18 protein-coding genes are annotated in these 18,228 nt (G+C 66.3%); 11 read left to right on the top strand and 7 right to left on the bottom strand.

Annotation, left to right across the window (positions count from 1 at the left end):
- The first annotated feature begins 339 nt into the window (after positions 1-339).
- Both AB5J62_RS43685 and AB5J62_RS43680 read left to right on the top strand, forming a co-directional pair.
- Positions 340-657: a hypothetical protein gene (locus AB5J62_RS43685; protein ID WP_091288935.1), complete on the top strand. Its 318-nt coding sequence runs from the start codon at positions 340-342 to the stop codon at positions 655-657.
- Positions 658-670: 13 nt separating this feature from the next.
- Entirely contained in the window at positions 671-1,087 is a 417-nt protein-coding gene (locus AB5J62_RS43680) for a hypothetical protein (RefSeq protein WP_370945927.1), read from the top strand.
- 224 nt (positions 1,088-1,311) lie between these two features.
- Here AB5J62_RS43680 and AB5J62_RS43675 read toward each other — a convergent pair whose 3' ends face one another.
- Positions 1,312-2,562 carry an MFS transporter gene (locus AB5J62_RS43675; RefSeq protein WP_370945926.1) on the bottom strand — a complete coding sequence of 417 codons (1,251 nt, stop codon included), beginning with the start codon at positions 2,560-2,562 and terminating at the stop codon, positions 1,312-1,314.
- Positions 2,555-3,877, bottom strand: a complete 1,323-nt coding sequence (locus AB5J62_RS43670) for a GH1 family beta-glucosidase (protein ID WP_370945925.1) — start codon at positions 3,875-3,877, stop codon at positions 2,555-2,557. The genes AB5J62_RS43675 and AB5J62_RS43670 overlap by 8 nt, the downstream gene beginning before the upstream one ends.
- Positions 3,878-3,994: 117 nt before the next feature.
- Here AB5J62_RS43670 and AB5J62_RS43665 point away from each other — a divergent pair, with 117 nt between their 5' ends.
- Positions 3,995-4,633, top strand: coding sequence for a TetR family transcriptional regulator (locus AB5J62_RS43665; RefSeq protein ID WP_370945924.1), 639 nt, complete (start codon positions 3,995-3,997; stop codon positions 4,631-4,633).
- A 203-nt stretch (positions 4,634-4,836) separates the two neighbouring features.
- Here the strand turns inward: AB5J62_RS43665 and AB5J62_RS43660 are convergent, their stop codons facing one another.
- Entirely contained in the window at positions 4,837-6,021 is a 1,185-nt protein-coding gene (locus tag AB5J62_RS43660) for an amino acid deaminase/aldolase (protein ID WP_370945923.1), read from the bottom strand.
- Positions 6,022-6,083: 62 nt separating this feature from the next.
- Between AB5J62_RS43660 and AB5J62_RS43655 the strand changes: the two genes are divergently transcribed.
- The 3 genes from AB5J62_RS43655 to AB5J62_RS43645 all read left to right on the top strand — a co-directional run bounded on the left by AB5J62_RS43655 (position 6,084) and on the right by AB5J62_RS43645 (position 9,146).
- Entirely contained in the window at positions 6,084-7,391 is a 1,308-nt protein-coding gene (locus AB5J62_RS43655) for a D-arabinono-1,4-lactone oxidase (protein ID WP_370945922.1), read from the top strand.
- A gap of 76 nt (positions 7,392-7,467) precedes the next feature.
- Entirely contained in the window at positions 7,468-8,385 is a 918-nt protein-coding gene (locus tag AB5J62_RS43650) for a DNA-processing protein DprA (RefSeq protein ID WP_370945921.1), read from the top strand.
- A 203-nt stretch (positions 8,386-8,588) separates the two neighbouring features.
- Positions 8,589-9,146, top strand: coding sequence for a hypothetical protein (locus tag AB5J62_RS43645; protein WP_370945920.1), 558 nt, complete (start codon positions 8,589-8,591; stop codon positions 9,144-9,146).
- Between the two features lie 15 nt (positions 9,147-9,161).
- On the opposite strand, the gene AB5J62_RS43640 is transcribed toward AB5J62_RS43645, so the two are convergent.
- The 3 genes from AB5J62_RS43640 to AB5J62_RS43630 all read right to left on the bottom strand — a co-directional run bounded on the left by AB5J62_RS43640 (position 9,162) and on the right by AB5J62_RS43630 (position 12,524).
- Positions 9,162-9,803 (bottom strand): NAD(P)H-binding protein, encoded by a 642-nt coding sequence (locus tag AB5J62_RS43640; RefSeq protein ID WP_370945919.1) that lies wholly within the window; start codon positions 9,801-9,803, stop codon positions 9,162-9,164.
- A 15-nt stretch (positions 9,804-9,818) separates the two neighbouring features.
- On the bottom strand, positions 9,819-10,469 hold the full coding sequence (locus tag AB5J62_RS43635) for a hypothetical protein (RefSeq protein ID WP_370945918.1): 651 nt from the start codon (positions 10,467-10,469) through the stop codon (positions 9,819-9,821).
- Positions 10,470-10,754: 285 nt separating this feature from the next.
- Positions 10,755-12,524 carry a serine/threonine-protein kinase gene (locus AB5J62_RS43630; protein WP_370945917.1) on the bottom strand — a complete coding sequence of 590 codons (1,770 nt, stop codon included), beginning with the start codon at positions 12,522-12,524 and terminating at the stop codon, positions 10,755-10,757.
- Between the two features lie 84 nt (positions 12,525-12,608).
- On the opposite strand from AB5J62_RS43630, the gene AB5J62_RS43625 reads away from it, so the two are divergent.
- Genes AB5J62_RS43625 through AB5J62_RS43605 form a run of 5 tightly spaced genes read left to right on the top strand, consistent with a single transcriptional unit; the run spans position 12,609 to position 16,656 of the window.
- A complete protein-coding gene (locus AB5J62_RS43625; RefSeq protein WP_370945916.1) occupies positions 12,609-13,676 on the top strand; it encodes a CoA ester lyase in 1,068 nt (355 codons plus the stop codon).
- The gene (locus AB5J62_RS43620) at positions 13,676-14,548 is read left to right on the top strand and encodes a CoA ester lyase (protein WP_370945915.1); all 873 of its coding nucleotides are present in this window, start codon (positions 13,676-13,678) and stop codon (positions 14,546-14,548) included. Before AB5J62_RS43625 ends, AB5J62_RS43620 begins: the two co-directional genes overlap by 1 nt.
- Before the next feature lie 37 nt (positions 14,549-14,585).
- Positions 14,586-15,698 (top strand): AAA family ATPase, encoded by a 1,113-nt coding sequence (locus AB5J62_RS43615; protein ID WP_370945914.1) that lies wholly within the window; start codon positions 14,586-14,588, stop codon positions 15,696-15,698.
- Entirely contained in the window at positions 15,695-16,348 is a 654-nt protein-coding gene (locus tag AB5J62_RS43610) for a DUF4276 family protein (RefSeq protein ID WP_370945913.1), read from the top strand. The genes AB5J62_RS43615 and AB5J62_RS43610 overlap by 4 nt, the downstream gene beginning before the upstream one ends.
- 17 nt (positions 16,349-16,365) lie before the next feature.
- A complete protein-coding gene (locus AB5J62_RS43605) occupies positions 16,366-16,656 on the top strand; it encodes a hypothetical protein (RefSeq protein WP_370945912.1) in 291 nt (96 codons plus the stop codon).
- Position 16,657: 1 nt separating this feature from the next.
- Here AB5J62_RS43605 and AB5J62_RS43600 read toward each other — a convergent pair whose 3' ends face one another.
- Complete coding sequence (locus AB5J62_RS43600) at positions 16,658-18,193, bottom strand: hypothetical protein (protein WP_370945911.1); 1,536 nt, start codon at positions 18,191-18,193, stop codon at positions 16,658-16,660.
- Positions 18,194-18,228 lie beyond the last annotated feature (35 nt).

Genomic DNA, 18,228 nt, shown 5'->3' with positions numbered 1-18,228 from the left:
CCAGGCATCCGCGGGAATGAGCTGCTGGCCAGTGGCGTCCATTGCGCCCCCTCACAGTCCGATCGGGCGTCTGTCATTCAGCGTAGGCAAAGCTATTCAACCGTGCTAAACCCCGATAGCGGTCACTGATCGGTCCGGGCGAACTTCACCGACCGCTTACCGTGGAACCCGGACCAGTCGCCGCTATGACGCGGTTTCGACCTTCTATCGACTCCGGTTTGGTCGCAATGTAGTCATCAGTTCTCCGTGACCGCCCGGGTACGGCCCGCGATCACGGAGAGCTACCGAAAACCGAAGTGCCGATTGCAAGGTGCGCCAGCCGACAGAGCGGAGAAGCCCGTGGAGTTCGTGGACGCGATGCCAGCACACGCTGGAACAGCCACGCGCACCGTGCGCCCCATGACGGTGGCCCGCACTGCCCCCGCACCGGTCGTGGACCCCCGCACCGCAGGACTGCGCCGCTACGAAGGCGGCCAGCTGGTCTGGCGAGTGCAGTGTGGAGACCTGATCAGCAGGGAACGCGCCGTGACGGTTTTCGTCGAAGACAACCAGGTGGTTCTCGTTTCACCGCCGGGAGAGACAGCGCGGCTGACCACTGGCCAGCTCGGTCAGCTCAGAGCCGCGCTCAACGAAGCCGCCAAGATGGCGGAAAGGTGACGGTGAGTTCCAAGTGGATCAAGTCCTTGGGCAGGTTCTCCGTGATGCCGTATGGGAACGCCTCGACATGCTCTCCGACCTCGCGCAGCGGGCCGACGCCCACTCGCTGGTCTCGGTAGCCCGCTCCGAACTGCCTCGCCTCGCCGAAGGCTGGCGCGCCATGCTCCAGGCGCACATGCCTGACGAGCGTGGCGACTGCCCCACCTGTTCGACCCGCTGGCACAAGTGCAAGGCACCGTGCTCTGTCTGGCAGGTCGCCCATGAACACCTGGTCGCCGGTGGCCTGGCTCCGCAGCACGACGTGCGGCGCCAGGGACGGCGGAAGAGCGTGCCCAGTCAGAACCGAGGGAGTTCCCCGACCCCCGCGGAGACGACCGGCAGGCACGCGCTGATCCCGCCGTCGCGGCACGTTATCGCCGCCACGCCGTAAATCCAGGCCGGTGAGCGCGGCGGACCTGAATGCCCCCGTCAGTGTCCGACGCCGAAACTCACCTTTGACCGAGGAAGGCTCGTCCGTACCCCCCGAGCGTGACGAGCCTCCCTCGGTCCCTTGAAGTAGTAACCCCGCCCCAAAAAAATGCGGCCCCGAACGCCGCGGGTCCCGTGCCGTTGCACTCCCCCTCCCCCGACCGGCACGGGGCCCGCGGTTTCCAGCTAGTTCACTGATTTCACTCGCGTGATGAGCACTGCCGCGAGAATCGTCGCCACGGCCGATGCGGTGAAGAGCCCCGCATAGCCGCCGAGCAACGACAGAATCCCTACCGTCGCCGTCGTCGCGACGACCTGCGGCAGCGAGTTCGCGATGTTGATGATGCCGAGATCCTTCGCGCGGTCCCTCGCCTCGGGCAGCACCTGCGTGAGAATCGCCAGCGCGACCGACATGTACATGCCGAAGCCGACGCCGAGCAGCGGTGACGCGATCAGCGACGCGGTCCAGTTCGGCCAGAAGACGAGAATCAGCGCGGCGATCGCCATGACGACCGAAGACGCGTAGACGTACGGCTTCCGCTTGCCGGACTTGTCGGAGAAATGTCCCGTGACAAGCGCACCGACCACCAACGCGGCGGCGTAGAGGCCCATCATGACGAGCAGTCCCGACTCGGGATCCTCGTAGTGCACGGCGTCCTTGAGGAAGAACAGCAGATACAACGTGCCCAGCGCGTTGCCGAGGTTGATCATGAAGTGGCAACCCCACGCCCAGGCGAAGTCCGCGTGCTTCAGCGGCGTGAACAGGCCGCGCAGGATTTCGCCGATGTCGGTGCGCGGCCGGAATTCGGCGGGCAACGACGCGTCGGGCGTGCGCAGTACGAATGCCGCCGCGCCGAGCACGACGATGACCGCGCAGACGAGATAAGCGGTCGGCACGCCAGCCATGTCGAGCACCACCACGACGACGACCGCGCCGAGCACGGTGCCGAGCATCTGGCTGATCCCGACCAGTCCGCCGACCATCGCGCGCTGCGGCACCGGTACTCGATCGGGTAAGGCGGACATGAGCGCGGCGAGCATGCCGTTCAGCCCGCCCTGCACCAGACACCAGCCGAGCGTCATCACGACGACGTTCGGCGCGATGGCCAGCACCACGAACCCGACCACGCTGACGCCCGCGCCGATGACCGTCCACGGATGGCGGCGGCCGAAGCGGGAGCAGGTGCGGTCCGAGAGCAGGCCGATCGCCGGGTTGGCGATCAGCGCGACCACGCCGCCGATCGCGCTGACGATGCTGAAGATGGCGACCTTGTCCGCCGCGTCGAGCAGTTCGGCCTGCTTCGGGAGCAGCACCTGGATCGGGGCGTAGATCCCGAGCCACAGTGCGATGTTCGCGAGCACCAACAACGTCATCCAGCCGCCGCGGACCTTGGTCTGCGGCTCGGCCAGCGCCTCGGGGGTTTGGACGTCAGTCATTGCTGATCAGCTTTTGGTACCAGCGGAACGAATCCTTGGGTGTGCGTTTCTGCGTTTCGTAGTCGACGTGCACGATGCCGAAACGTGGCGCGTAGCCCTTGGACCACTCGAAGTTGTCCAGCAGCGACCAGACGAAGTAGCCGCGGACATCGACGCCGGCGTCCATCGCCTCGCGCAGCGCGCCGAGGTGCCCGGTGAGGAAGTCGATGCGCTCGGGATCGTGCACGGCGCCGTCCTCGGCGACCGTGTCGGCGAAGCTGCAGCCGTTTTCGGTGATGTGGATCGGCGGAAGATTCTCCTGGTAACGGTTGTGGAAAGAGACCAGCAGTTCACGCAGCCCATGCGGGACGATCGGGGAATCGTTGGTGGTCATGGGAAATCCGTCGATCGGGCGAAGTTCGAACGGCAGCGGGTTTCCCTCGCCCGGCGCGGCGACGCCCTGCGGCTCGTAGTAGTTGACGCCGTAGAAGTCGAGCGGCTGGTGAATGGTCTCAAGGTCCGCGGCGTAATTCTCGGGCAGGTGATCGAGGAGTTGTTCGGGATAGCTGCCGAGCAGCACGGGGTCGGCGAAGAGGCGGTTGAGCAGCGCGTCCAGCCAGATGGCCGCCTTGTCGTCCTCGTCGGTGTCGTTGGCGGGCCAGATCGGCGAATGGTTGTTCGCGGTGCCGATATTCGTGGCGCCGGCGGCGCGCAACGCCTGGACGGCGAGTCCGTGCGCGAGATTCTGGTGGTGTGCGGTCGGAATCGCGTCGAGCATGAGGAACTGGCCTGGCGCGTACTCGCCGATCGCGTAGCCATAAATCGACATGACCATCGGTTCGTTGAGTGGAATCCACATCTTCACCCGATCGGCGAATCGCTCACCGACGATCGAGGCGTACTCCGCGAATCGCGCCGCGGTGTCCCTGTTGAGCCAGCCGCCGGTGTCTTCGAGCGCCTGCGGGGTGTCCCAGTGGTAGAGCGTGACCGTCGGCGCGATGCCCGCGTCGCAGACGGCGTCGATGAGGCGATCGTAGAAATCGAGCCCCTCCTTGTTGGGCGCGCCTGTGCCGTCAGGCTGAATTCGCGGCCACGCAAGGGACATCCGGTAGGCGCCGACGCCGAGTTCGGACATCAACGCGATGTCCTCCGGGTAGCGGTGATAGTGATCCGCCGCTACCTTGGCGTCCTCCCCCTGTGCGATCTTGCCTTCGGTCTCGGTGAACGTGTCCCAAATGGACGGTCCGCGACCGCCCTCGCGAGTCGCGCCCTCGATTTGGAAGGCCGAAGTGGACACTCCCCAGAGAAACTCGGAAGGAAAGTTCAGATTTTCCACTCGCGGTACACCTTCCATCACGGGAACGTGAAAACTTCTCATATACTAGGCCTTCACTCGACGGTGGGGAAGCCTGCCGACACGATAAAGTCGCTGATCAGCAGAGGAGGAGCCGACGTGCCCGACATCCAGGCCGCGAAGGGGACGGACACCCCCCTTCGCCGTCAGCCTGTCCAGCAGCGCAGCGCGAAGCGGGTCGAGCAGATGCTCGACGCGAGCGCCCAGTTGATCGACGAGCTCGGCTACGAAGCACTGACGACGACGCTCATCGCGAAGCGCGCAGGCGTTGCCGTGGGTTCGCTGTACCAGTTCTTCCCCGACAAACGCGCCGTCGTGCAGGCGCTGACCCAACGCAATCTCGAACGCTTCATCCAGCAGATCACCGAACGCCTCGACTCGATCGACGCTGGCCACTGGTGGGACGTCGTCGACTCGATCCTCGACATCTACCTGCGGATGCACCGCGAGATCCCCGGCTTCTCGAAGGTCCACTTCGGCGACGTGGTCGACACGCAGCTGCTCGACGAGAGCCGGGACAACAACACGGTCATCGTCGACTCGCTGGTCGGCGTGCTCTCCCCGAACCTCGCCACCCCCGTCGACGACCTCAAGTTCGCGATCACCATCGCCAACGAGGTCGCGGACGCACTGCTCAAGCTCGCCTTCCGCCGCGACCCGATGGGCGACGAGCACATCGTCTCGGAGACGAAGTTCCTGGTGAAGGGCTACTTGGCGCAGCGCTTCGGCGAGGCCTGAGGCTCGGCGCGGAACACCCCTTTCACCTGGGAAAACGCACCTGTCCACAGATTTTGTCCACAGGGGTCCACAACTGTGGACAACCCGGCCGAAATGTCCGCTTCGGCCGGGCTTGGTCGGGGTGGGGCGATAGACTGATGCAGGGCGGAGCCCCCAGGGACGGGCGGGGGGTGGGTAAGTACTGGGGCGGTTTTTTCGGCGGGTCAGCCGAAGTTCTTGTGCTCGCCTCGGTAGGTGGGGATGGTGCGGTCGACCCGGTCGCCGATGATCACGTGGTAGGTGTCGAAGCGCTCGGCCAGCTCGCCGGCCTTGGCGTGGCGCATCCAGACGCGGTCGCCGATCCGGAGAGCGCGTGCGGCCTTGCCGGTGACCGGGGTCTGGACTTCGCCCGCGCCTTCGATGCCGATCAGGGAGAGACCTTCGGGCAGGTAGGGCTCCGGCTGGCGGGACGGGCCTGTCGGGCCGGAGGCGATGTAGCCGCCGGAGAACAGGGTCGCGATGTTCTTGGCAGGTCGGCGAACCACGGGAAGCGCGAACAGCACCGCGGGGCGGGGCTGGAAGCGGGAGTAGCCGTCGAACAGGGTCGGGCCGATCAGGCCGGAGCCCGCCGCGATTTCGGTGACAACGCTTTCCGCGCCGGTCGACTCGATGCTGCCGGTGCCGCCGCCGTTGACGAACTCGAGGTCGGCGATCGCGCGCACCGCACGGACCGCCGCACTGCGCCGCTTGCTCAGCTCCACCGCGGACTTGCGCTGGATCCAGCTGACGATCGCGTTCTTGGCGCCGCTGCCCGCGGTGTCACCGAGACCGGCGATCTGGCCTTCGTAGCCCATCATGCCGACGAGGCGGAAACCCTTGCGCGCCACGATGGTGCGCGCCAGGTCGGCGGCTTGGCGCGCGGTGAAGACCGGCGAGCGGCGCGAGCCGATGTGCACGCCTGGCACGGGGTGCCACGACACGTCGAGCTCCAGGCAGACCCGGATCTCGGGGTGGTCGGAGCCGAGTGCCGCGTCGACCAGGTCGAGGTGCTGCGGCGAGTCGACCATGATCGTGATGGCCGCGCGGGCGCGCTCGGACGCGGCCAGCGCGCGCAGCGCCGCGTGGTCCGCGGTCGGGTAACCGACCAGAATGTCGTTGGTGGTGCCCATCTCGACGTGCCACAGCGCTTCGGCCAGCGTGTACGCCATCAGGCCTTCGAAGCCGGGCTTCGCGAGCACGCGCTCGAGCAGGAAGCGGCTGCGGACGGACTTGCTGGCGACGCGGATCGGCTTGCCGGCGGCACGCCGTACGAGGTCGTCCGCGTTGGCGTCGAACGCGTCGAGGTCGACAATGGCGAACGGCGCGTCGAGATCCTTCGTCGCCAAGTCGTACTTCGTCGCAGTGCTCACGCTGCTCACGGTACGACAAAAACCCTTGAAACGCGAATCTCTTTCACTTATGGTGGTGACGCATGACGCAGTGGACCAACTGGGCAGGTACCGCGACCGCGACCCCGCAGCGGGTGCATCAGCCGCGCGACACCGGCGAGATCGCCGAAGCCGTCGCGAGCGTCGCGCTCGACGGCCGCCGCGTGCGCGCCTGGGGTTCCGGGCACTCGTTCACCGCCATCGCGGCCGCCGACTCCGACGCGATCGACCTCACCGGCTGGACCGGTATCGAGGCCGTCGACACCACGAAACACCTGGTCACCGTCCGGTCGGGCACCACACTGCACAACCTGAACATCGAGCTCGACAAGCTCGGCCTCGGCCTGACCAACATGGGCGACATCGACAACCAGACCATCGCGGGCGCGTTGTCCACCGGCACCCACGGCACCGGCGCGAAGTTCGGCGGGATGACCACGCAGATCGCCGCACTCGAACTCGTGCTGGCGGACGGCTCGGTCGTCACCTGTTCGGCTGACGAGCGGCCGGAGTTGTTCGCCGCCGCCCGGCTCGGCCTCGGCGCGCTCGGCGTCATCTCCACTGTCACTCTGCAGTGTGAACCGGCGTACGCGCTTTCCGCGCAGGAGCGCCCGGAGCCGTTGGAGACCGTGCTCGCCGGGTTCGAGCGCGACGCGGCCACGAACGACCACTTCGAGTTCTACTGGTTCCCGTACGGCGACAACGCGCTGGTCAAGCGCAACAACCGGCTGCCAGCCGGCGCGCCGACGAAGCCGCTCAGCCGGATGAAGGAGTACATCGACTACGAGCTGACCGAGAACATCGCGTTCGGCGCGCTGTGCCGTCTCGGCCGCGCGGTGCCGAAACTCGTGCGCCCGCTCGGGAAGCTCTCGTCGAACGTGTTGTCCGGCCGCGAGTACAGCGACGTCTCGCACAAGGTCTTCGTGACCGCGCGCAGTGTGCGGTTCGTCGAGTCCGAGTACGCGGTCCCGGTCGAAACGCTGCCCGACGTGCTGGCCGGACTTCGCGCGCTGGTGCCGAAGCTGGAGAACCCGGTGATGTTCCCGGTCGAGATCCGCGTCGCGCAGGCCGACGACATCTGGCTGTCCACCGCGTACGGCCGCGACTCGGCCTACATCGCGATCCACCAGTTCGTCGGCATGCCCTACCGCGAGTACTTCGCGGGCTTCGAGTCGATCGTCGCCGAGGTCGGCGGCCGTCCGCACTGGGGCAAGATGCACACGCTCGGCGCCGACGACTTCCGCAGGCTCTACCCGCGGTTCGACGATTTCCTCGCGGTACGCAAGGAAGTCGACCCGGCCGGGGTGTTCTCGAACGCCTACCTCGACCGGGTTCTCGGGCCCGCCAGCTAGCCACCAAGGCGCACATATGTTCGACTATGCTGTGTCTATGCGATGCCCGAGGAGGCAGAACACATAGGGTGGAGACATGGACCTCGTGGAACTTTCTGAGCACGTGGCGCTAGTTGCGCTACTTCAGAATCGACCAGAAGGTCACACTTGGGCTGAACTCACCGCGGAAGTCCTGAGCAGCGGCAGTGCAGTCAAGACCTGGGAGACTCTGGTCCCAGCAGGTCTCTTCGAACAGCCTGGCGAAGAGAGCCCATTGGAAGCGGCGGCCAGGGATGTGGAGGCCTGGTCGAAGGCCGGCCTTTCACTGCTCTCAATCCTCGACGACCTCTATCCCACCCGCCTCCGCGGTATCCATCAGGCGCCACCAGTCTTGTTCAGCCGAGGCAAGCTGCTCCCGGAAGATCCAGCAGTGTCGATCGTTGGATCGCGCAATGCCTCTGATCGAGGTCTGACTGTAGCTCGAGAGATCACTCGAGCACTGATCACAGAAGGTTTTGCGGCAGTCTCGGGCTTGGCAGCCGGAATCGATGCGACCGTGCACCAAGCAGCGCTGGACGCGCAGGGGCGAACGGTCGCAGTCATCGGCACCGGCATCAACAAGGTATATCCCGCCTCCAACAGAGCATTACAACGCCAGATCTCCGAAAAAGGTCTGGTACTTTCTCAATTTTGGCCGGACGCGCCTCCACAGAAAAGCAATTTTCTCATGAGAAACGCAACGATGTCCGGATACGGGATCGCCACCATCGTCGTCGAAGCAGGCGAGCACAGCGGAACCAGATACCAAGCACGCATGGCAGTCGAACACGGCCGCCCGGTAATTTTGACTGACATCGTGGTTGAACGCAATGAATGGGCCCAGAAGCTTTGCGGCCGCCCTGGAGTCTATCGAGCAGATGGACTGCGAGACGTCATCGCCGTTGTGCGAAAGGTAGCCACAGAACGAGTGGATACCGTGAACGAGCTGCTGGACCTACTACCCGTCACACCATGAACGACCGGCAGACCACAGCAGCCCAGGTAGTTCGCGAACGTCTCATAGCCGCCGCCGGGGGTTACTTCAGGAACACGGTACGCATAAGCGGGGTTACCTGTCACGTGTGCTCGACACCGGTAACCAAAGGCTATGTCCGATGCATACCATGCCAAGAACATTCGCTCGCCCAAAACCTGCGAACGGCCGACCAGGTGGGCTCATTGACGTACGCGATCGAAAATAGCCAGTCGCATCACGTGATGCGCAACTATAAAGGCGAGATCAACGTCGACGAACTTCGCAGCCGCGTCGCCATGCTGTATTTTTTGGGGATATCGTTACACACAGCATGCGCCAGCAAACTATCTCGGACACCTATAACACATTGGACAACAGTTCCGTCACTGCCGGCAAAACCGGGCGAGCATCCACTGCACGCAATCCTCACCCCGTTCATGCGGCCGCTGATCGAGGTACCGCTACTCGCCGCACGCCAGACCGCCGCTCCTCGCCGTTTCTCGGCCGACCATTTTCGCGCGATGACTTCAGTGCCACACGGCTCGCACGTGCTTGTCATCGATGACACATGGGTACGAGGCGGACACGCTCAGTCAGCTGCACATTCAGTTCGGCAGGCTGGAGCCTCGACTGTCTCGATCCTGAACGGCGCCCGCTATCTACGAGGCAAGTTCGGTGACAATGCGCAGTTCATCAAGGCTCAGCTGAGCCAGGACTACGAACCCCTGGTCTGTCCGTGGACCGGCGAGAACTGTCCTTGAGGACTGATCAATCGCCTAGAGCGAGTCCGCGATCGGGGTGTCGCCGGAGATCAGTTCGATCGTGCTGCGCGCGGTGCCCGGGTTGTCGAGCAGCGCGACCAGGAACGCGGCGACGTCGTCGCGTGGGATCGAGCCGCGTCCGGTGGACTCGGCGACGTAGACGAGTCCGGTGCCGGGTTCGTTGGTCAGCGCGCCCGGCCGCAGGATCGTCCATTCGAGATCGCGGGCACGCAGGTCGTCCTCGGCGGCCTTCTTGGCCTTGAGGTAGAGCCGGAAGTCGTCCGAGACGTCGATGGTCTCCCACCGGTCGGCGCCCATGGAGCCGACCTGGATGTGGCGCCGGACCCCGGCGCGCTCGGCGGCTTCGGCGAACAACGCCGCGGCGGCGCGGTCGACGGTGTCCTTGCGGTCGTTGCCGCTGCCCGCGCCGGCGCCGGCGGCGAAGATCGCCGCGTCCGCGCCGGAAAGGACAGCCGCCACGGTGTCCACATCGGACTTCTCGAGATCGAGGACGGCGGCCTCGGCGCCGAGCGCTTCGAGATCGCCCGTCTGCTCGGGTTTCCTGATGATCCCGACCGCCTGGTCTCCGCGTGCGGCGAGCAGCTTCTCCAGCCGCAGCGCGATCTGACCATGTCCACCGGCAATGACGACTCGCATGATCACGAGCCTAGGTCACTCGACGTCGGCAGGCACTTCCGTGGTCGCGAGGAGTTCGGCGTAGACCATCTCGTTGACCCAGCGCGAAACCGGGTCCTCGGCCAGGAGCATGCGCTCGGTACGGCCTTCGAGGTCGAAGTCGATGACGCCGTTGGGGTCGGCGGTGATCACGGCGAGACCGTAGGCGCGTGCCCGCGGCAGGCAGTTCGCCACGTAGTCCTCGGTGAGGGTGGACGGCGACGGCAGGACCATGGCGGCCTCGCCGTAGCGGGCGAACGGGACGGCCGAGGCCATCGCGGTGCGCCAGTGCCTGCCGACGGCCAGCACGCCGATGATCTCGGCGGCGGAGCCGGGCGCGGTGCCCGCGAGCTCCGGCCAGGTCCAGGTGTCGACGGTCGCGCGGTCGGTCACCGGGCCGATGCCCATGGCGATCCGCTCGGCGTGCACGTCGGTGCGGAGCCTGGCGACGACGGTGACCTTGCGGCCCAGCATCGTCATCTCGGGCAGCACGACCCCGTTCCAGCCGAGCTGGGCGGCGCCACCGCGGGCCAGCTCCGCGACGGGCGCGGGCAGCTCGATGGGCGGCACCACGCGACTGGGCAGCGATCGGCTGCTCTTCGCACCGCCGGTGATCGCGGTGTTCTGAGATGCGGGTGTTGCCGCCACTGGTCCGCCTCCTTCAAGCTCGTCCGCCCCGAACGCAAAAGGGCACGTTAATTGAGTACCAGTGCGAGACGGCCCGGTCGCCGGGTAACGGGAGTGGCTGCGATCGGCGGCGCCCAGCGGTCGGTGACCGGTCGGCAAGCGGTCATCGGACTTCGGTCCGACCGTGCCGCCAACCGAGTGACCAAGAGCTGAGTGGTGTAACCGAACGATTACGGTGCCGGAGGTCACAAATTGGTCAAGCGGCTCAATGGGTTCGACTGAACGGCGTAATCCATTGTGGACAACTCAGATGAGGGCCAGGAATTCCGGGCGCAGGAATTCCTTGATCGTTTCGTACGGGAGCACGATCGTCTTCTCGCCACAGGCCTCCGCATAGGTGCCGATGGCGGGCGTGAACACCACAAACGTCAGTCCCTGAGGCGACGCGGCCATTTTCACGGCCTCCCGATGGCCGTACCGCGCGAAGATGTCGGGCGTCAGCGGGTACTTGATGAGGTCTTCGCCGCAGAATTGGTTGGAATCCGCCGCCCGCACCTTCGCCAGCAATCCACGCAGCCCTTCGGCGTTCATCACCGAAGGCTTCAGGATGTCCTGCGCGGTGAGCGTTTTCCCGCTGGTGAGATCAATGGTGATCATGTCGGCGCTGCGCCATGACGCGTGGCCGAGTATCTGCCCTTCCGCCGAATGCTCATAGCGCACGGTCACCAGCTTGGAACCGCTGAGCACGACCTCGGCCTTGCTGATGGTGGTCGGCGTCTCCGGGTAGCCGGACAGGAAATCGGGGCCCAGCCCGTTGAGCAGGTCGCGCACTTCCTTCTTCCGCCCCTCGAGCGGCGCGGCCAGCGCGTCGTTGACCTTCTTGGCGACAGCGGGATCGGCGATCCCGGTGGCGACCGGATATTGGCCGCGGAAGGCGAACTTCGGGTCCGTGAACTGCTCGGACCGGTCTTGCAGCGCGACGTTCAGCACCGACGGCGTGCTGGTCTGCGTCGTCGAGAGCTGGGCTTCCTTGTCACCGCCGCCGGTGGACAGCACGACCACGACGGTCGCCACGGCGGCCGTGACCAGCGCGCCGACCGCGATCGCGATCTTCGCGCCGACGGTCAGGCCGCCGACACCGCCACCGACGCCGCCGATGCCACCGACGCTGCCGCCCGCGACGCCGGCGCCCGCGGTCACGCCGCCGACCGCCGGTGCCAGCGCCGAGCCGACGCCGAGCGCGAGCAGCGACGGGACCAGCGCCGCGGCACCGGCCGCGAGCGCCTGCCACCCCTTGCTCTCCCAGTCGCGGCCGTAGCCCGACTTGGCGGCTTTCTCCAGCTCAACGGCGAATTTCGCGGCGTCGGCCGGGCGCAGGAGCGCCTCCTTGGCCATGCCGCGGACGACCAGGCCGCGTACCGGCTCCGGCACCTCGGCGACCGGGATCGGCGCGCGCTGGTGTGCCTCGCGCAGGTCTTCGGTGAACGGGTGGCGTCCGGTGACGCAGCGGAAGAACACGCAGGTCGCGGCATAGACGTCGGTCGACGGCGTGGCCAGGTCGCCGCGCCACTGCTCCGGCGCCATGTACGCGGGGGTGCCGATCAGCTCGCCGCTCTGCCCGGCGAGCACGGCGATGCCGAAGTCGACCAGCTTGCTCTGACCGTCGGGGCCGACCAGCACGTTGCCCGGTTTGTAGTCGCGGTGCACGACACCGGCGGCGTGCGCGCCGGCGAGCCCGAGCAGCGAGCCCTTGAGCACGGCCAACGCGGCTTCCGGTGCCAGCGTGCCCTGTTCGGCCAGCAGCCGCTGCAGCGAGATGCCGCGGACGAGTTCCATGATGATCGCGGCGTTGCTGCCGTCCTCGACGAACTCGTAGAGCCGCGCGATGTGCGGGTTGTCGACGTGACGGAGGGTCTCGGCCTCACGCCGGAAGTCGGCGAGCCCGTCCATCCGGGTGAGATATTTGATGGCCACGCACTGACCCGTCACGTCGTGCCTGGCCAGCACGACCTTGCCGAAGGCACCTTCGCCCAGCGCTTCCAGCTCGGTGAAGCCGGTCAGTTTCGCAGAATCCACGCCCCTAAGAGGTGACGTTCGCCGCAGCGGTTCCCGATGTCACCGGTTTAGGGTTACTGACGAGTCACATGCCTTGGAGGACCGATGCGCTCGCCGAAGGATTTCTTCGCACCACTCGCCGTGGGGGCACCCGAGCCGCTGCGCCAGATCCCGGTGCCACCGTCGCGGATGATCCACTTCTTCGACCCCAGCAACGAGAAGATGGCCGCGAAGGTGCCGGACATCGCGAAGAAGGTCGACGTACTGCTCGGCAATCTCGAGGACGCCGTGCGCGCCGACCGCAAGGAGGCCGCACGCGAGGGCCTGGTGAAGATCGCGAAGGCCACCGACTTCGGCTCGACCCAGCTGTGGACGCGCGTCAACAGCCTGGACTCACCGTGGGTGCTCGACGACCTGATCACGCTGGTCACCGAAATCGGCGACAAGCTCGACGTGATCATGATCCCGAAGGTCGAAGGCGCGCAGGACATCCACTACGTCGACCGGCTGCTCGCCCAGCTGGAGGCACGCGCCGGGCTCACCAAGCCGCTGCTGGTGCACGCCATCCTGGAGACCGCGAGCGGTGTCGCGAACGTCGAGGAGATCGCCGGCGCGAGCCCGCGCATGCAGGGCATCTCGCTCGGCCCTGCCGACCTCGCGGCCAGCCGCCGCATGAAGACCACCCGTGTCGGCGGTGGTCACCCCGGTTACCTGGTGCGCACCGACCCGACCGGCGAGGACCTCACCGCGGGCCGGACGACCTACCAGCAGGACCTGTGGCACTACACGGTCGCGCGCATGGTCGACGCCTGCGCGGCGAACGGGATCCTGCCGTACTACGGGCCGTTCGGGGACATCCGCGACGTCGTCGGCTGCGAGGACCAGTTCCGCAACGCGTTCATCCTCGGCTGCGTCGGCGCGTGGAGCCTGCACCCGGTCCAGATCGACATCGCCAAGAAGGTCTTCTCGCCGTCCGTCGAAGACGTCCGCTGGGCGCGCAAGGTGATCGCCGCCATGGGCGACGGCACCGGCGCGGTGATGATCGACGGGAAGATGCAGGACGACGCGTCCGTGAAACAGTGCCGCGTGGTCGCCGAGCTGGCCGAGGAACTCGCCGCCCGCGACGAGGACCTGGCCGCCGCGTACCGCGAAATCAGCGAGGAGAACGCGTGATGACCGAGCTCAGGCCGCGCCGTTCGGTGCTCTACATGCCCGGCGCCAACGAACGCGCGCTGGAGAAGGCGAAGGGACTCGACGCCGACGCGTTGATCCTCGACCTCGAGGACGCCGTCGCGCCCGACGCCAAGGAAGCCGCCCGCGAGCGCGTCTGCGCGGCCGCGTCGTCCGGCGACTACGGCCGCCGCGAGGTGACCATTCGCGTCAACGGACTCGACACCGCTTGGCACGACGCCGACCTGCGCGCCGCGGCGCAGGCCGGACCGGCCGCGGTGGTCGTGCCCAAGGTGAACTCCGCCGCCGAGGTGCACAACATCGAGCGCGCGCTCGAACTCGGCGGCGCGCCCGACCACACCAAGATCTGGGCGATGGTCGAAACCCCGGTCGCCATGCTGCACGCCGAGGAGATCGCGGCGGCGAGCGAGCGGCTGACCGTGCTGGTCATGGGCACCAACGACCTCGCGAAGGAACTGCACGCCGAGTTCGTGCCCGGCCGGGCTCCTCTGCTCGGCGGCCTTTCGCTGGCGCTGCTCGCCGCGCGGGCGACCGGAAAGGTCATCCTCGACGGCGTCTACAACGACGTGAAGGACCTCGCGGGCTTCGAGGCGGAATGCCTGCAAGGCCGCCAGTTCGGCTTCGACGGCAAGACGTTGATCCACCCCGGTCAGCTCGAAGCGTGCAACCGGGTGTTCGCGCCGTCCGCCGAGGAGATCGAGCGCTCGGAGAAGATCATCGCGGCGTTCGAGTCGGCGCAGGCCGAGGGCCGGGGCGTGGTGACCGTGGACGGCCGGATGATCGAAAACCTCCACGTGGACAACGCCCGCCGGGTGCTGGCGCTGGCCGACGCGATCGGGAAAGCCAGCGACTAGCCGGGAGATTGTCAGTGGTCAGCCGTAGAGTGAGCGCATGGCCAACCAGCCACTGAAGGAGATTCAGATCGAGGGGTTCACCTCGATCCGTTCAGCCACGGTCCGGCTCGGTCAGTTGAACGTTCTGGTCGGCGCGAACGGCGCAGGCAAGAGCAACTTCATCCAGGCGCTCGGCCTGCTTGGCCGGATTGTCGCCGAGGAGCTGAACTACTTCGTCAATCTCAACGGTGGCGCTTCGGCGTTACTGCATCACTCGGTCAGTCCCGCACAGATCAGGTTGCTGCTCGATGCGGAGCCCAACGCGTATGAGGCGACGTTGGAACCTGCCGCCAACGATGAGCTGATCTTCGGGCACGAGCAGATCTACTTCCAAAACCCTGGCTATGAACGAGCTTGGGAACTCTTGCTCGGGCGTGGACAGCGAGAGACTCGCCTACACGCGGAGGCGGGAAGTCGCGAAGGCCCTTCAGTAGCGTCTCACGTCGTTGAGCTGCTCAAAGGCTGCCGGGTCTATCATTTTCACGACACGAGCGGCGACGCTCCGGTCAAACAGTTCACGTCCACTGCCGACAATCTGGCGCTGCGCAACGATGCGGGAAATCTCGCAGCTGTATTGCTCAGCTTGTCCGGAAGCGAAAGACGAGCCGATCAAGCGGCGTATGCACGTATCGTCGGCACGGTCAGGCAGGTCGCGCCGTTCTTCCGAGACTTCGTTCTTCAGCCGGAATCCAACGAACGGCTGCGACTGCGGTGGCGGCAGCAGGATTCAGACGCGGTCTTCTCCGCGAATCAGATGTCCGACGGCACGCTTCGATTCATCTGTCTCGCGACCCTGCTTCTCCAGCCTGACCTGCCCGCGCTCGTCGTGCTCGATGAGCCAGAGCTCGGCCTGCATCCCTTCGCCATCGTGCAGCTGGCCGGGCTGCTTCGCCAGGCATCGACTCGAAGCCAGGTACTCATCGCCACTCAATCCGTCACGCTCATGAACCAGTTCGAGATCGGCGATCTGATCGTCGTCGAGCGTAAGGAAGGGGCGTCCACTTTCAGCCGTCCCGACCCGGGCGACCTGGCGACCTGGCTTGATGACTACTCGCTTGGCGAGTTGTGGGAGAAGAACCTGCTCGGCGGACGCCCCGGCCGAGAGGTATGAACAACCGGTACCGCAGGCTGCATCTCGTCGTCGAGGGACAGTCCGAAGAAATCGTCGTCACCAACGTCCTCTCGCCGTACTTGCAGGCAGCGGGCTGGACGGTGAGCCATTCGATCGTCATCACGAAACAGCCGGCAAGCGGCCCTGCCCGCCGAGGTGGTGTGAGCAGCTGGAGCAAGCTCGAAAACGACATCCACAAGCTGCTTCGGAGCGGCTTCGACCTGGTCACGACGCTGTTCGACTACTACGCCTTCCCCGCCGACAGCCCTGGAATGGACACTCGGCCGATCGGAACCCCGCACGAGCGCGTAGCGCACGTCGAACAAGAACTGGCCAAGGCGATCGGTGATCCGAGATTCTTGCCGAATCTCGTGCTTCACGAACTGGAGACCTGGGTCTTCGCTGCCGCTGATCAGCTCGAGTGCCTGCACCCGGGCGTTGCCGAACGCCTCAAGCATGATGTCGACCTCGCAGGCGAACCTGAACTGGTCAACGACGATCCGAAGACGGCACCCTCGAAACGACTCCTCGCCTACGAACCGCGATATTCGAAGACCAATGACGGCCCGCTGGCCATCGCGGACTTGGGCGTCGAGCGGCTGCGAGCGGCATGCCGTCACCTCGACGAATGGCTGGGCAAACTGCAGTAGTCCGATGGGGAGTTCGCATGAAACGTCTTATGACGGTGTCGATGTCCGCACTGCTGGTGTTCGCGGGAGCCGGGACAGCGGAAGCCGCTGCCAAGCGCGGCGAGTGCTCCGCGGTCGCTGGGTGCCGCGTGCAGGCTTACCCGAACGGGCCGCTCGTGCAAAAGGTGCCGAACAAGACCCCGCTCTGTGTCTACCAAAAGCGGATCACGGATCTCGGCGACTGGTACGAGGTCAAGGTCTTGAACAGCGACGTGGCCGGCTGGATCTTGAACACCGTGCGGACGTACCAGCCGTCGGTGCCCTGCTGATTCATTCGGCGAGCAGGCGGTCCAGCGCTTGGCGGGCGGCCTTGGCGACGAAGTCGTCCGGATGGTCGGTGGCGATCTTGGCGAGCACCTCGCCGGTGCAGGGGTGACCGCTGCCCGGCATGTCCTCGACCATCAGGACCTGCAGGTGGCGTGGTTGTGCCGCGAACTGCGCCATCGTGCGGCCGGGCGCCTGCCGGAGGCCGGACGTGAGCACGTCGAGCCGGACGTAGACCAGCTCGCGCTCTGAGATGTCCTCCTCCGGCAGCATGCCGTAGCGGCTGAGCCAGGTCGCGACGCAGGGACCGCAGATCGGGTTGTCGCGCAGCGCGACGATGGCGTCGGTGCCGATCTGGCCGAGTTTGCCGAGCAGGTCGAGCGCGAACATCCGGTGCTCGAAGTCGTCGGTGCGGCCGATGAGCTCGATGAGCTCGGCGCGTGCCACGCGTGGCGGGTGCATGGCGATCCAGCTCTCCATCAGCGCGTCGGCCAGCGCCGGGTCCGAGGCGAGCATCTTGGCGATCATGACCTCGGGGGTCTCGCGGGTGAGGTCGGTGAAGGTCGTGGTGTGGATGCCGCCGTGCGAGTACACGCCGTGCAGCGCGTGGACGCCGAGCGGCAGCAGCCGGTAGAGCGGGCGGGCGACCTCTTCCTCGTCGTGGGCTTCGGGCAGCAGGCGGCGGATCGTGCGCACCTCGCGGACGGCGAGCCCGTATTCGAAGATCAGCGTGCGCAGCTGGTCGAACTCGTCATGGGCCAACGGCTCGTTGGTGACACTGGCCTCGAACAAGAGGTCTTCCGGCGCGTGGCCCTGGCCGCCGAAGATCGCCGCGAGCAGGCCAAGCAGGATCTTGCCGTCGCCGTCGATGAAACCGGACGGCGACTCGGCGCCGACCCAGCCGTCCATCCGGTCGAACATCTTGCTCCAGAGCGCCAGCGCGTCGGTGAGCAGTTCTTCCGGCGGCTCGGCCTCGTGGAACATGCCGATGGCTTCGGCGAGCGCGAACAGTCTGCGGCCGCCGGGAAAGTCGTCGATGTCGTCGGGCAGCACGCGGTCTTTGTCCAGCCAGATCAGGAACTCGTGCATGCGGCGCACCATGACCGTGCCCTCGGCCTGCTCACGCAGCTCGTCGTCCTCGGCCAGGTCGAAGACCGGGGTGGAGAACTGCGGCCGGTGGGTCTGCCGCTGTTGCTCGTTGAAGCCGTCTTCGAGGTCGGCCAGCGCTTCACGCAGGAACTCGACCGAGTCGCTGCGGTCGTCGAAGAGGTCGGTGTCGGCGAAGAAGTCGAAGAGCGCGCCGACTGCGGCCGGTGTCGCCTCCACCTCGGCGAACTCGTGGCTGAGCACCTCGCGCAGCAGCGCGCCGGTCCAGCGGCCGAGCAGGCCGTCGGTCAGGTAGCGGTACTCGAGCACCGCGCCGACCGCGTCCGGGTCGACGGCGCGGCCACGGATCTCCGCCCATGCCTCGAACTCGTCGAGCAGCCGACACCTGGCCCGGTCGAAATCCTCCGGCTCGGCCCCGATGAACACCATCCGCATGCGGACAATCGTGGCAGGGGTGAATGCGGAAAAGG

It is taken from the genome of Amycolatopsis sp. cg5, from assembly GCF_041346955.1.
GTDB lineage: Bacteria > Actinomycetota > Actinomycetes > Mycobacteriales > Pseudonocardiaceae > Amycolatopsis.
The sequence above is the reverse complement of the archived record's forward strand: the minus strand, read 5'-3'. Positions and strand labels throughout refer to the sequence as shown.

Bases quoted from the DNA above. Each gene is read 5' to 3' on its own strand.
- AB5J62_RS43655 (WP_370945922.1), top strand. From the start codon at position 6,084: ATGACGCAGTGGACCAACTGGGCAGGTACCGCGACCGCGACCCCGCAG.
- AB5J62_RS43640 (WP_370945919.1), bottom strand. From the start codon at position 9,803: ATGCGAGTCGTCATTGCCGGTGGACATGGTCAGATCGCGCTGCGGCTG.
- AB5J62_RS43615 (WP_370945914.1), top strand. From the start codon at position 14,586: ATGGCCAACCAGCCACTGAAGGAGATTCAGATCGAGGGGTTCACCTCG.
- AB5J62_RS43600 (WP_370945911.1), bottom strand. From the start codon at position 18,193: ATGCGGATGGTGTTCATCGGGGCCGAGCCGGAGGATTTCGACCGGGCC.
- AB5J62_RS43620 (WP_370945915.1), top strand. From the start codon at position 13,676: ATGACCGAGCTCAGGCCGCGCCGTTCGGTGCTCTACATGCCCGGCGCC.
- AB5J62_RS43610 (WP_370945913.1), top strand. From the start codon at position 15,695: ATGAACAACCGGTACCGCAGGCTGCATCTCGTCGTCGAGGGACAGTCC.
- AB5J62_RS43650 (WP_370945921.1), top strand. From the start codon at position 7,468: ATGGACCTCGTGGAACTTTCTGAGCACGTGGCGCTAGTTGCGCTACTT.
- AB5J62_RS43675 (WP_370945926.1), bottom strand. From the start codon at position 2,562: ATGACTGACGTCCAAACCCCCGAGGCGCTGGCCGAGCCGCAGACCAAG.
- AB5J62_RS43625 (WP_370945916.1), top strand. From the start codon at position 12,609: ATGCGCTCGCCGAAGGATTTCTTCGCACCACTCGCCGTGGGGGCACCC.
- AB5J62_RS43605 (WP_370945912.1), top strand. From the start codon at position 16,366: ATGAAACGTCTTATGACGGTGTCGATGTCCGCACTGCTGGTGTTCGCG.